13 protein-coding genes are annotated in these 13046 nt (G+C 68.5%); 5 read left to right on the top strand and 8 right to left on the bottom strand.

Annotated elements, in window-relative coordinates; all coding sequences use genetic code 11:
• Positions 1–118: 118 nt before the first annotated feature.
• Positions 119–967, bottom strand: coding sequence for an SDR family NAD(P)-dependent oxidoreductase (locus GVV86_RS16550; RefSeq protein ID WP_159620058.1), 849 nt, complete (start codon positions 965–967; stop codon positions 119–121).
• Between the two features lie 101 nt (positions 968–1068).
• On the opposite strand from GVV86_RS16550, the gene GVV86_RS16545 reads away from it, so the two are divergent.
• Complete coding sequence (locus GVV86_RS16545) at positions 1069–1668, top strand: CGNR zinc finger domain-containing protein (protein ID WP_159620060.1); 600 nt, start codon at positions 1069–1071, stop codon at positions 1666–1668.
• Between the two features lie 15 nt (positions 1669–1683).
• Here GVV86_RS16545 and GVV86_RS16540 read toward each other — a convergent pair whose 3' ends face one another.
• Positions 1684–2361, bottom strand: a complete 678-nt coding sequence (locus tag GVV86_RS16540; RefSeq protein WP_159620062.1) for a nucleoside/nucleotide kinase family protein — start codon at positions 2359–2361, stop codon at positions 1684–1686.
• Positions 2362–2655: 294 nt separating this feature from the next.
• Here GVV86_RS16540 and GVV86_RS16535 point away from each other — a divergent pair, with 294 nt between their 5' ends.
• The 4 genes from GVV86_RS16535 to GVV86_RS16520 all read left to right on the top strand — a co-directional run bounded on the left by GVV86_RS16535 (position 2656) and on the right by GVV86_RS16520 (position 5729).
• Positions 2656–2973, top strand: coding sequence for a hypothetical protein (locus GVV86_RS16535; RefSeq protein ID WP_159803430.1), 318 nt, complete (start codon positions 2656–2658; stop codon positions 2971–2973).
• Between the two features lie 105 nt (positions 2974–3078).
• Positions 3079–4176, top strand: coding sequence for a glycerophosphodiester phosphodiesterase (locus GVV86_RS16530; RefSeq protein WP_159803429.1), 1098 nt, complete (start codon positions 3079–3081; stop codon positions 4174–4176).
• 75 nt (positions 4177–4251) lie between these two features.
• Positions 4252–4959 (top strand): hypothetical protein, encoded by a 708-nt coding sequence (locus GVV86_RS16525; RefSeq protein ID WP_159803428.1) that lies wholly within the window; start codon positions 4252–4254, stop codon positions 4957–4959.
• Positions 4956–5729, top strand: a complete 774-nt coding sequence (locus GVV86_RS16520; protein WP_159620070.1) for an SDR family NAD(P)-dependent oxidoreductase — start codon at positions 4956–4958, stop codon at positions 5727–5729. Before GVV86_RS16525 ends, GVV86_RS16520 begins: the two co-directional genes overlap by 4 nt.
• A 35-nt stretch (positions 5730–5764) precedes the next feature.
• On the opposite strand, the gene GVV86_RS16515 is transcribed toward GVV86_RS16520, so the two are convergent.
• The 6 genes from GVV86_RS16515 to GVV86_RS16490 form a co-directional block, all read right to left on the bottom strand.
• Positions 5765–6763 (bottom strand): ABC transporter permease, encoded by a 999-nt coding sequence (locus GVV86_RS16515; RefSeq protein WP_159803427.1) that lies wholly within the window; start codon positions 6761–6763, stop codon positions 5765–5767.
• Positions 6760–7728: an ABC transporter permease gene (locus tag GVV86_RS16510; RefSeq protein ID WP_201291491.1), complete on the bottom strand. Its 969-nt coding sequence runs from the start codon at positions 7726–7728 to the stop codon at positions 6760–6762. Before GVV86_RS16510 ends, GVV86_RS16515 begins: the two co-directional genes overlap by 4 nt.
• Positions 7725–9305, bottom strand: coding sequence for a sugar ABC transporter ATP-binding protein (locus tag GVV86_RS16505; RefSeq protein WP_159620074.1), 1581 nt, complete (start codon positions 9303–9305; stop codon positions 7725–7727). Before GVV86_RS16505 ends, GVV86_RS16510 begins: the two co-directional genes overlap by 4 nt.
• Before the next feature lie 57 nt (positions 9306–9362).
• Positions 9363–10445, bottom strand: coding sequence for an ABC transporter substrate-binding protein (locus GVV86_RS16500; RefSeq protein ID WP_159620076.1), 1083 nt, complete (start codon positions 10443–10445; stop codon positions 9363–9365).
• 78 nt (positions 10446–10523) lie between these two features.
• Positions 10524–12005 carry an aldehyde dehydrogenase family protein gene (locus GVV86_RS16495; RefSeq protein ID WP_246670025.1) on the bottom strand — a complete coding sequence of 494 codons (1482 nt, stop codon included), beginning with the start codon at positions 12003–12005 and terminating at the stop codon, positions 10524–10526.
• A gap of 47 nt (positions 12006–12052) precedes the next feature.
• Positions 12053–12832 (bottom strand): glucose 1-dehydrogenase, encoded by a 780-nt coding sequence (locus tag GVV86_RS16490; protein ID WP_133403503.1) that lies wholly within the window; start codon positions 12830–12832, stop codon positions 12053–12055.
• Positions 12833–13046 lie beyond the last annotated feature (214 nt).

Below are 13046 nucleotides of genomic sequence, written 5' to 3'. Positions count from 1 at the left end.
TCCACCGTGATGGCATTCGGTTCGCCGCGAGGTGCCGGCTCCGTGCCGTTAACGCCGAGACCGGCCGGCACCTCCAGGGGGCACCGACCGGTCGGGTGGAGTGGGGATTGGGAGGGTGTTACTTCGTGTCGGCCGAGGCAGTCACGGTGGACCAGGCATCCAGCTCGGTGAGGCGGCCGTTCAGTGCCGCACGCATCTGGTCGGCACCCGCTTCGCCCAGGGCGATGCGGAGCGGCGGGGTGTCCGAGTCGACGACGGCCATCAGGGCAGCCACGGCGGCTGCCGGTTCAATGCCGGATCCGGCCGGGATCTCACCGATGGCTTTCTGCACGGCCCGCACTGTTCCGTCGTAGGCCTTGATGGGCTCGGCAAACGCAAGGTTCGCCAGGAACGGCGTCTCGGTGGCGCCGGGCTGGACGATGCTGACCTTGATTCCCAGAGGGGCAACCTCCTGCGCCAGGGCCTCGGAGAGGCCCTCGACCGCGAACTTGGTCGCGGCGAGCATCCCGACGCCCGGGTGCGCGAACTGACCGTAGAGTGATGAACCCTGGAGGATCAGGCCGCTTCCCTGGGCCCGCAGTACGGGAAGGGTCGCGCGCAGGACGTTGAGCACGCCGAACACGTTGGTGTCGAAGATGGCACGCGCCTGCGTATCGCTTGCTTCCTCGATGCCGCCGAACAGACCGTAACCGGCGTTGTTCGCCACGATGTCGATCGTCCCGAAATTCTCAACGGTGCGCGATGCGGCGGCGGTGACCGCCGCTTCGTCCGCCACGTCGGCGCTCAGCAGCAGCAGGCGGTCCGGGTACTCGCGCGCCAGGTCATCCAGCGGCGCGGTCTTCCGCGACAGTGCAGCGACACTGTCGCCCCGGCCCAGAGCCGCGAGAACAAGCTCACGGCCAATGCCGCTCGATGCGCCAGTGATAAACCATGTCTTCGCCTCGATGGGCGTCTGTGAAATGATCATGTTATGATCATAAAAGGTTAGAACATTACATACAAGCCCTTGGGGTGTGCATGTTATGTTCAAAGTAATTTGACGTAACAGAAGGGGTGTATACTGTACGCGTGAGCACATCATCCAGCCCGTCGGTTCTGACCGCCACTCCAGGAGTGGAGGCCCTGATGGCGTTCGCCAACACCAAGGCGACCGGGGAAAAAGGCGAGGAATGGGAGAGCCCCGATCAGCTCGCCCACTGGCTCTCCCAGCACATGGGGGCACCGGAGGGTCTGGCCCTCACTCCTGCGGACCTTGCCGCCGCGAAGGAACTCCGTGACGCCCTGGTCGTGAGCATGCTGCACAACGCCGGCCATGCCGTCTCGGAGGAGGAGGTGGCCCGGGCGCAGGACGCCATCGCCAAGATCGGCGCGGCACACCCCCTGACGGCCATGCCGTTCTCCCTCCGGCAGAAGCTCGTCCCCCTGCAGTCCGGGTTCGCGGCCATCCTGGGCCAGGTCGTGGCAGCCCTGACCGTCACCACGATTGAAGAGCGGTGGCACAGGGTCAAGGCCTGCGGTAACCCGCAGTGCAAGACTGCGTTCTACGACCGCACCCGTAATGGGGCCGGAGCCTACTGCAGGGCGAATCCGTGCGGCACGAAGATGGCGATGCGCTCCTACCGGCAGCGCAAGGCCAGTGCCGCGGCGAAGGACGCTACCGACCAGTAGCTTGATCGATCGTCGTCAGCCGCCGGAGCTCACTGGGTCTGATCCTGGGACGGAGAAGGCAGTCAGGTCAATCACCCGGTCGGCGGCGGCCCTCGTCGCGTCAATAAGGCGGGCGTTCCGCTCATCCACCTGCTCGACCCAGGCGCGGGCGGCATCCTCGGACTTGCCGAACCGGACATGCCGGTCGATCAGGCGCTGCACCCGAAGGGGCGGATCGACGTCGACGAACCACACCTCGCTCAGCTGCCCGTGAACCTCCCGCCACCCCGGGGCGTCGAGAAGCAGGTAATTGCCCTCGGTGATAAGCAGCGGAAGCCCGGGCGGCACCGGCAGGGCGTTGGCGAGGGGCTGTTCGAGGTCCCGCTCGAAGGCCGGCGCGTAGACGGTGTGGGCCGGCCGGCAGCGCAGCCGTGCCAGCAGGGCGGCGTACCCATAGGCGTCGAAAGTTTCCGGGGCGCCCTTCAGGTCACGCAGCCCCTGGCGCACCAGTTCCTGATCGGCAAAATGGAATCCATCCATCGGCACATAGCCGCGCCGGCCGGGTTCAGCGTCCACCAGGGCCCGGGCGAGCGTCGACTTTCCGGCGCCTGGAGCTCCGGTGATGCCCAGCAGGACGCGCCCGCCGTCGACGGACCGCGGGAGAAACCGCTCCAGGTCACCGGGGCCCGCGGCCCTTATCGCTTCAGCTGACACGGCTCCCCTTCGCCTTGGGCACGATGTACCGCCATTGTGTCGGGACGGCTCACGGCGCGCCACCCGGGCGGGCGCGCGTGGGCACTTCCCGGGACTCCGTGTCGGAGTGCAACAATAGATTCGCGGCGGGTGGGGTGCAGGCGCCCTGGCCTTCTCGGAGGCCGGGATTGCACTGATCCGTCCGGCGTTGCGCGGCTGGGCGGGGGTCGACGACGCGACCGTCTATGACGGCGTCGAGCACCATCGCGCGCGAGTGCCCTCGGCTTCGGCATCGACCAGCTTTCGCCTTTCGCCGTGGGGTCCTTCGCCGCCGCGCTCGAACTGGTCGAGGCCGCCACCCTGCCCGGAATCGAGGCGGGGATCGCGGCGGGGGTGGACCGCCTGCTCGCCGAACTCGATGCCGCCGGTCTTCCGGTGCTCTCGCCCCGGCGGCGCGCTGAGCGTGCGGGGATCGTGTCGGTGGGGGTTCCCGACGCGGGAGCGGCCCTGCGGGCACTCGCGGACGCCGGCATCAGCGCGACAGCGCACGACGGCCGGCGTATCCGCCTTTCACCCCACGTCACGACGCCGGTCCAGACGTTCGTGAAAGCTGCGGGGATTCTGGCCGGTTAGGCCGATGTTCAGGGGGAGTCGGGGCCCCGGCCACCTTGCCGACCCGGTCCGTTCGCTGATTCCCGCGACGGTGGAAGCGCAAACCACCCCCGACCAGGAGCTCAAGTGAAACCACGACACCTTCCCGCCACGGCAGCGCTCTGCCTCGCCCTGGCATTCGGCGCCGCCGCCCCCGCCGCCGCACAGGCCGGTCCCGTGCCTGCCCCCAACGGCCCCGCCGCGCCGGCCGCCGGTGCCCACTTCGACCTTCAGGCGCACCGCGGCGGCATCGGCCTCACTGTGGAGAGCACCCTCCCGGCGTTCGCCGCCGCGCTGCGCACCGGGGTCTCGACGCTCGAGCTTGACCTGCAGATCACCCGCGACGGCCGGGAGGTGATCACCCATGACCGCCGGATCGACGGCCGCAAGTGTGCCGACACCGCGCCCGTGGTCCCCGGCGACCCGCAGTTCCCCTACGCCGGCAAGTACGTCAAGGACCTCACCTTCGACCAGGTCCGTACCCTCGACTGCGGATCGCGGGCGCTGCCCGCCTACCCCGGTCAGGTCACCGCGCCGGGTGCAAAGATGCCGACTCTGGCCGAACTGTTCGCCCTGGTGAAGGCACACCGGGCCAGCCAGGTCGAGTTCAACATCGAAACCAAGGTGGAGGCAGGCGCCCCGGAACAGACCGCCCCGCGGGAGCAGTTCGTCGAGGTGGCGCTGCGGGAGATCCGCGCGGCCGGCATGGAGCGCAGGGCCTCCATCCAGAGTTTCGACTGGGGCGCCCTGCGCCTCGTGCAGCAGCAGGCGCCGGAAATCCGCACCGTCGCCCTCACCAATAAGGACTTCCTGCAGGTCGGACAGCCCGGTGCCTCGCCCTGGCTCGGCGGCATCGACGCCGACGACTTCGGCGGCGACCTCGTCCAGGCGGCCTCCTTCCTGGGCTTCGACGCCGTTTCCCCGGTGCATGGCTCGCCGCAGAACGGCACGGTCACCGACGGAAACTACGTTCCCTACGTCACCGCCGACATGGTTCAGCGGGCGCACGTCGCGGGAATGCAGGTCATTCCCTGGACGGTGAACGACGAGGCCACCATGTCCAGCCTGATTGACCTCGGCATCGACGGGCTGATCACCGACTACCCGGACCGGCTGCGCGGGGTCCTCGCCGGGAAGTCGATGAAACTGCCCCACCAGTACAAGGAAGCCAAGGCGTCCTCCTAGGAGGTGCTGGCAGCGGGCCGGGACTCCGCGCAGGTTCACCCTGCCGGAGATGCCCGGCCCGTGCGACACTGGCGCATGACTTCGGACCGGCCGAATGGGGGCGTCGGCGGCGGACCGCCCGACGATGAGCTGAGCTGGGTGCAGCGGCTGATGCTCTACTTCACCACGCCGCGGCGGAAGACCGCCGCGGTGCTGGTGGCCGTGGCCGGGTGGGTGGCAGCTTCCGCGCTGGAGGACCTGGCTGAGGCCCACGTTCGGTTCGTCCCGCTGTCCACGCCCTACTTCTACCTGGCCGGCTTTGCGCTCGCGGTGCTCTTCACCCAGGGCGCGGTCTTCCGGCGGCCCGTCCGGCTGCCCTCGGACGTCATGCGGCGTACGGCCGCCGCGCGGTTTTCCACCCGGGACTCCTGGACCTCGCCCCAAGGAGTTTCCGAAACGCTCTCCACCCTGCAGGCGGTGTTCACCCAGCCGGGTGCCACCGCCCGGGAGGTTGACTCCTCCGTCTGGGTGGAGCTGGCCAGGGATTGGGACACCACGGGGCTGCGCCACCACGAAGCGTCAATCCATCGAAAGCATCCGGTCTTCCTTCACTTCTTCGCCGCGCACGACGGCGGCGGAACCACCGTGACGGCCTTCAGCGGGGATCTGCGGCTCACGGGGGTGTGGGATGTTTTGAAGCTTTCCGACGAGATGGCCGCCGCCGCCGTGCAGCTCGCCCGGGACGCCACCTCAGGGGAATCCGATGGCACCCCGGCCCCGGGTTCGGTATCGTCGCCGGAATGACGACATCGAGCCCAACGACCTCAAGCCTCGTGACGGGCGCCGGCCGCGGCATCGGCGCCGCCATTGCATATGCGCTCGCGGACGCCGGCCACCGGGTGGCCGTGCACGCAGGGCATGACGCCGACGCCGCCGAGCGGGTGCGGGCCGGGCTGCCCGGTGACGGCCACGCCGTCGTCGTCGGCGACGTCGCCTCACCGGAGGCCTGCCGGCGGGTCTTCACCGCGGCGGTGCGGGAGCTCGGCGGCATCGACGTGCTGGTTAACAATGCGGGCATCTTCTCCTCCCACCCCGTGGACGGCACCTCCTATGCCGACTGGCAGCAGGCGTGGCGGCAGACCCTCGAGGTCAACCTGATGGGCCCGGCCAACCTGTCCTGGCTGATGGCAGACCACCTGATCCACCGTTCCCGCGGGCCCGCGGGCGGGCGGCTGATCAGTGTGGGCTCCCGCGGCGCCTACCGGGGCGAACCGGCCACCCCCGCGTACGGCGCGAGCAAGGCCGCGCTCCACTCAATGACCCAGTCGCTCGCGGTGGCCCTGGCACCGCACGGCATCGTCGCGGCCGCCGTCGCCCCCGGGTTCGTCGACACCAGGATGGGCCGGCCGGTGCTGCAGGGCGCCCAGGGCGACGCCGTCCGCGCCCAGAGCCCGTTCGGGCGGGTCGCCGAGCCGGAGGAGGTCGCCGCCGTCGTGCTGTGGCTGGCGACCGGCGCCCCAGAGTGGGTCAGCGGAACCGTGGTCGACGCAAACGGGGCGTCCTACCTGCGCTGACCGCTGGTAGGACGCCCCGGCAACCGCGGGCCCGGCTACAACCGCTGGGTGCGGGAGAGCACTGTCTGGATGATGACCACGACGGCCAGGAAGATCCCGGACACCACCGCCTGCACCGAGGAGGTGAGGGAGCCGACCTGGTTGATCAGGTTCTGGATCACCGTCAGCAGCAGCACGCCCGCCGTCGTCCCGATCAGGTTGCCGCGGCCGCCGGTGAGCAGCGTTCCGCCGATGACGACGGCGGCGATCGCGCTCAGTTCGAGCCCGACGCCGACGGTCGGCACCCCCGAGGAGGAGTAGGCCGCATTCAACGCGCCGGCGAGGCCGGCGCACAGGCCGCTCACCACGTAGACGCTGAACTTCACGCGGGCCACCGGCAGGCCCATCAGCACCGCCGCGCTCTCGGAGCCGCCGACGGCCAGGACCGTCTGGGAGCCCCTGCCGCGGGCGAGCAGCACCGACCCGATGACCACGACGACCACGGCGATCACCACCGGCCAGCGCAGGCCGAGTATGCCGCCCTGGCCCAGGGCGGTCACCGCTGCATCCTTGATCAGCGGGGTGTTGGCGCCCTCGTTGGTCAGGGCGAAGACCAGGCCGCGGATGCCGAGCAGGCCCGCCAGCGTGACGATGAAGGGCGCCATCCCGCCATAGGCGATCAGCAGGCCCTGGAGAATGCCGACGGTCCCGCAGACCAGCAGCGGCAGGAGCACGGCGCCGGCGATCCCCCAGGTGGAGCCGTAGGCGGCAAGGATCCCGCCGAGCGCGTAGACGGAGCCGACGGAGAGGTCGATCCCGCCGGTCAGGATCACGAAGGTCATCCCGACGGCGACGATGAGCAGGAACGAGGACTGGGTGGCGATATTCGTGAAGTTGCTCAGGGTGGGGAAGGTGGGGAAGGCAAGGCTGCCGACCACCAGCAGCAGCCCCAGGACGATCGCCGCCCCGTAGCGCTGCACGTTCCCGGCGATGCGCTCCCGCGTGACCTGCTTGGTCGTTGCCGGTCCGACACTGGGTTCAAGGGCCAGGCTCACTTGAGCACCGCCTTTCCACGCTGAAGGTAGACCGCGAGGAGGATGATGACGGCCTGTGTGATCTGGGAGTACGCATCGGGCACATTGTGCTTGATCAGCGACGCCGCGATGAGCTGAAGGAGCAGGGCGCCGGCGACGGTCCCCAAAACCTTCACCTGGCCGCCGCTGAGCGGGGTGCCGCCGATCACGACGGCGGTGATCGCCGAAAGTTCGATGAGGTTTCCGACCGTCGAGGGCACCGAGGCGCTGAGCCTTGCGGTCTGGATGATGCCGGCGATGGAGGCGAGTGCGGCCGCGAGGATGTAGATGGTGATCAGCACGCGCTTCACCGGCAGCCCGGCGAGCTCGGCGGCCCGCCGGCTTCCGCCGATGGAGACCAGCTGCTTGCCGAAGGTCGTCCGGTTCACCAGCACCGCCACGAGTCCCACCAGGATCAGGGCGAGCAGGACGCTGTAGGGCACCCCGGCGATGGTTCCACGGCCCAGGGCCAGGAAGCCCGGGTCGACGACGGACTTGAGCTGCTCGTCGGCCACCAGCAGGGCGATGCCGCGCCCGGCGACCATGAGGGAGAGTGTCGCCACGATCGGCTGCACCCCGATGAGCGCGATCATCGTGCCGTTGGCCAGGCCGATCAGGCAGCCGGCGAGGACCGCAAAGATTGCCGCCGGCAGCGCGCCGTACCCGATATAGAGGGGGATCACCGCCGCGGAGAGCGCCATGACCGCACCGACGCTGAGGTCGATGCCCTCCGTGCCGATCACCAGGGCCATGCCGAGGGCCACGATGAGCACCGGCACGACCTGGATGAACTGGACACGGAAGTTATCGATCGTCATGAAGTTCGGAGTGAAGAACAAGTTGAACAGCAGGAGCAGCGCAATGGCCAGGTACACGCCGTACCGCTGGAGGAAGACCAGCGCCGATCCCTTCTGCGGCAGGCGGACAGCGGACGTTACGGTACTCACAGGCGTTCCTTAATCTCAGCTGGTGATTCTTCGGCCGGTGAGTGGTTCTCGCCCACCAGCGCGGCCAGGAGGTGATGCTCGGTGACCTCGCTGCCGCGCAGCTCCCGCTCGACCGCGCCGTCGCGCAGGACGACGACGCGCGCGGATCCCTCGACGACCTCCTCGAGTTCGGAGGAGACCAGGACGATCGCCAGGCCTTCGTCGGCCAGCTCGTTGATGAGCGCCTGGACCTCGGCCTTGGCGCCGACGTCGATCCCGCGGGTGGGCTCGTCGAGCAGCAGGACCTTCGGGTTCATGGCCAGCCAGCGGGCGATCATGACCTTCTGCTGGTTGCCGCCGGACAGCTCGGAAACCACCTGGTTGGGGCTCGCGGCCTTGATCCGCAGGCGCTTCATGAACACGTCCACGATGGCGTCCTGCTTGGCGCGCGAGGTGAACCCGGCGCGGGAGAGGCGCGGCAGGGCGGCCAGGACGATGTTGTCGCGGATGGAGAGGTTCGGAATGATGCCTTCGGCCTTCCGGTCCTCGGGGAGCATGACGACCCCCGCCTTGATGGCGGCCGCGACCGATCCGCTGCGGACGCGTTTCCCGTCGACGGTGAGGCTTCCCTCGTCCAGTTGCATGACGCCGGCCATCGCCTTGAGCGTCTCGGAGCGCCCGGAGCCGAGCAGGCCGCCCAGGCCCACCACTTCCCCGGGCCGGATGTCCAGGCCGATGCCGCTGATCTGGTGCTTGCGGCTCATGTCCCGGGCGGTGAGGACCGGTTCGCCCTCGCCCTCCTTGACCTCGCCGAAGGCGGTCACGCCGCCGCGCTTGACCTTCTCCACCGACCGCCCGAGCATCAGCGCCACCAGTTCGACCCGTGACAGGTCGGCCAGGCGGCCGTTGTGGACCACCTTGCCGTCCCGCAGGACCGTGACCGTTTCGCAGATGGTGAAGATCTCATCCATCCGGTGGCTGACGTAGACGATCGCGATGCCCTGCGAGCGGAGCATCCCGATCACCCGGAAGAGGGTCTCCACCTCGCGGGCCTCGAGCGACGACGTCGGCTCATCCATGATGACGACGCGGGCGTCGATGGAGACAGCCCGGGCGAGCGCGACCATCTGCTGCATGCCCAGGGCCAGGCTGCGCAGCGGACGGCGCACGTCGACGTGGATGTCGTACGTCGCCAGGAGGGCGCGGGCGTCCTCCTGCATCTTCCGGAAGTCGATCAGGCCGAACCGGTTCCGGGGCTCGCGGCCCAGGAAGATGTTCTGGGCCACCGTCATCAGGGGGACGAGGTTGACCTCCTGGTAGATGGTGCTGATCCCGGCGTGCTGGGCGTCGACCGGCTTGGCGAAGCTGGCCGGCTCGCCATGGAGGAACAACTGGCCTTCGTCCGGCTGGTACACCCCGGTGAGCACCTTGATCAGCGTCGACTTCCCGGCGCCGTTCTCTCCCATCAGGGCGAGGCTTTCACCGGCGCGGAGGGTGAAGTCGACGCCCTGCAGGGCCGCGACTCCGGTGAAGGTCTTGCCCACCCCGCGGGCTTCGAGCACGGGCGCCGGTGCGGCGGTGCTGAGCTGCTCTGTCACGTTTGCTGCCTTTCTGGAACGATGGGGCGGGACCGGTGCGGCCCCGCCCCCGGGGAATCAGTACGCGGAGTTCACCCGTTCGGCAGCGTTCGAGGGGTCGTATTCCGAATCGGCGATGATGATGTTCTGCCCCACCGGCTTGCCGTCCATGAAGTCGACCAGGGTCTGGAAGGCCAGCGGACCGAAGCGGGGGTTGGATTCGATGACGCCGTTGTAGGAGCCGGCGGTGATCTGTTCGACCGCGTTCCGGGTGCCGTCGATGGAGTAGATCTGGATGTCCTCGCCGGGCGTCTTGCCTGCGGCGACGATCGCCGCCTGGGCGCCGAGGCCCATCTCGTCGTTCTCCGCGTAGATCGCGGTGATGTCCGGGTTGGCCTGCAGCAGCTGTTCGGTGACCGACTGGCCCTTGTCGCGGGCGAAGTCGCCGGTCTGCTCGGCCACGATCTCGATGCCCGGCGCCTCGGCGGCGACCTGGTCCTTGAACCCCTTGGTCCGGTCGGTGGTCACGGCGTTGCCGGAGGAGCCCAGCAGGATCGCGACCTTCGCCTCCCCGCCGGTTCCCTCGATCAGCTGGTCGGCGGCTCGTTTGCCCTGCTCCACGAAGTTCGAGCCCAGAAAGGTGACGTAGTCCTCGCAGGCGGTCGCGTTGACCTTGCGGTCGATGGTGATGACCGGGATGTTCTTGTCGCGGGCCGCCTGCAGGGCAGGCTCCAGGCCGTCGGAGTTCAGGGGGGCGACGATGAGCGCCTGGGCTCCCTGGGAGATCATGTCCTGGATGTCGGAGATCTGCTTGGACAGGGTCGACTGCGCGTTGGTGGTGATCAGCTTCTTCACCCCCAGCTTCTCGGCTTCATCCTTGATCGACTGCGTCTCGGCGATGCGGAAGGGGTTGTCCTCCTTCTCCGACTGGGAGAACCCGACGACGGCGTCCTTCAGGTCGATCTTCTCGGCTCCGTAGTCCTCAATGGAGCAGGTGGGGCCCTCGGAGGAGGCGACGGACTGCTGAGTTCCCTCAGGGGTCTCGGAGCCGCCTCCGGAGCCCCCGGTGGTGGTCCCCGTGTTGGTGCAGCCGGTCAGGGCGAAGCCCAGCACGGCGGCGCAGGCCAGGGACTTGAGGATCGGGGTGGCGTGCAGATTCATGATTCCAACTTCCTTGTTGAGTTTCGTGCTCGGCTGCGGCCCCGACTGCTGTGGCGGGGCCTCGAAAGGCGGAGGCGGCTAGTTGCCACGCCGGTAGTCCAGGTAGACAGTTTTCTTGCGGGTGTAGCGCTCGAAGCCGTGCTGGCCGTCGTCGCCGCCCAGACCGGACATCTTCCAACCGGTGTGGAAGCCCTGCACCTGCTCGGGGCCGGTCTGGTTGATGTACACCTCGCCGAACTCAAGGTCCTCGGTGAGCGAGAGTGCCGTCCGGAAGTCCTCGGTGTAGGCGTACGCGGTCAGGCCGTAATCGGTCGAGTTGGCGTACTCCACCACCTCGTCGTAGGTGTCGAAGGGGATGATCGGGAGCACCGGGCCGAATACTTCCTGCTGCACGATGTCCATGTCGTTGCTGACGCCGGTCAGGACGGTGGGGGCGAACCAGAATCCCTTGTCCTCCGCGAGGTGCTCGGGCCGGCCGCCGCCGGCCTCAAGCCGCGCACCGGCGCCGACCGCGCCGTCGACGAAGGCCTTGACCTTGTCCCATTCGGCCTGGGAGACCTTGGGGCCGATCTGGCTGCGCTCGTCCAGCGGGTCGCCGACCACGAGCCCGTTCACCTTCTCCAGGAGGCGCCGCACGAACTCGTCGTGCACCCCCCGCTGGACGTAGGTGCGCTCGTTGCAGGTGCAGACCTGCCCGCAGTTCCAGAACCGCGACTCGAAGGCCTCCTGCACGGCCAGGTCGAGGTCGGCGTCGTCGAAGACGATGACGGGGGCCTTGCCGCCGAGTTCGAGGGACACCGGGATCACCTTGTGCGCCGCCTGGGCCAGGATTTCCCGGCCCGCGCGGGTCGACCCGGTCACGGTGACCATGCCTACCAGCGGGTGTTCGACGAGGGCCTTGCCGATGCTCCGGCCCCCGCCGGTGAGGACGCTCACCAGACCGGCCGGGACGCCCGCCTTCTCGCAGACCTTCGCCAGGGCGAGGGCCGACAGGGGGGTCAGCTCGCTGGGTTTGAGCACGATGGCGTTGCCGGCCATCAGGGCGGGGGCGACCTTCCGCGCATAGATCGCCGCCGGGAAGTTCCACGGGATGATCGCCGCGACGATGCCGATGGGTTCTTCGCGCACGATCAGCTGGCGGTTGGCCGCCGAGGAGGCGACCACCTCGCCGACGTTGCGGTACTTCTGGGTGAGCGCGAAGTCGAAGAAGGCCTTGACCCCGCCGATTTCCCCGCGCGCCTCGGTGATCGTCTTGCCCTGCTCGGCGACGACGATCTGCGCCAGTTCGTCGGCGTGCTCCTCGACGGCGTCGATCACGGCGGCCAGGACGTCGGCGCGCTCCGCGTAGGTGCGCCGGCCCCAGTCCTTCTGGGCCTTATAGGCGACGGCGAGCGTCTCCTCAAGGTGTTCCGGGCCGGCCTCGGGCACTTCGGTGAGCACCTCGCCGGTGGCAGGGTTGTCCACGGGCCGGGTTTCGTCGGTGGAGACCCACCGTCCGCCGACGAGCATGGCGGGTGTTGATCCAAGCAGGGAGTTCTCGCTCAGGAGGGAAAAGCTCACGGCTGTCCTTTCGGGAACAGGTTGGGGAGGGGGATGAGCCGGAAGGCTCAGCTCATGACCATTCCACCCTCGACGTTGTACGTCTGGGCCGTGATGTAGTCCGAGCCCGGGCCGGCGAGGAAGATCGCCAGCGGCACGACGTCCTCGGGGACGGACGTGCGGCCCAGCGGGATGTTGTCGGCGGCGCTCTTGAAGGTCTCGCCCTCGGCCTTTCCGGTGATCTCGCCGAACTGCTTGTCGACTTCCTTCCAGTAGGGGGTGTCGACGATGCCCGGTGCCATCGCGTTGACGTTGACGCCGTACTCGGCCATGGCCATGGCGGTGGACTGGGTGATGGAGATGACGGTGGCCTTGGAGGCGCAGTAGGCGGCGACGAGTGCCTCGCCGCGGCGGCCGGCAATGGAGGCCATATTGATGATCTTGCCGCTGCGCTGCTTGCGCATGGGTTCGCACACCGCCTGGGTCAGGAAGAACAGGCCCTTGACGTTGACGTTCATGATGCGGTCCCACTCCTCGGGGGTGGTCTCCCAGAGCGGCTTGATCAGGCCGATGCCCGCGTTGTTGACCAAGATGTCGATCCGGCCGTGCTCGTTCACGATGTCTTCGGTGACGGCCTTGGACTGCTGGGGATCTGCGACGTTGAGTGAAACGGCCGAGGCCGATCCTCCCGTGGCGCGGATGGCCTCTGCGGCCTCCTTCGCCCCGTCCAGGTTCAGGTCGGCGATGACGACATGTGCGCCTTCTCCGGCGAACCCGACCGCCATCGCCTTGCCCATTCCGGAAGCGGCGCCGGTGATGAGTGCTACCTTGCCCTCAAGTGATCCCATGTGTTTCTCCTCAGTAGTATTCCGGCGGCGCGGAGCGCGCCCTCCGCCTGATGCGGCTGAAAAACCGGTTTTCTGCTGTGATCCAGATTACAGCGGAGGACACGACTGTCAAGACGAAAAGCTGGCGGCGGAGTGTCTTGCGGCGCCGATGAGGAGGTGAAGGCGGGGGAGGAGGCGGGGCCGGACACGGTCGGGAGTGGCGCCTGCGGGGGGG

It is taken from the genome of Arthrobacter zhaoguopingii, from assembly GCF_009828595.1.
Classification (GTDB): Bacteria; Actinomycetota; Actinomycetes; order Actinomycetales; family Micrococcaceae; genus Arthrobacter_D; species Arthrobacter_D zhaoguopingii.
Note: the sequence above shows the minus strand (reverse complement) of the source record. Positions and strands in the feature narration are given on the sequence as shown.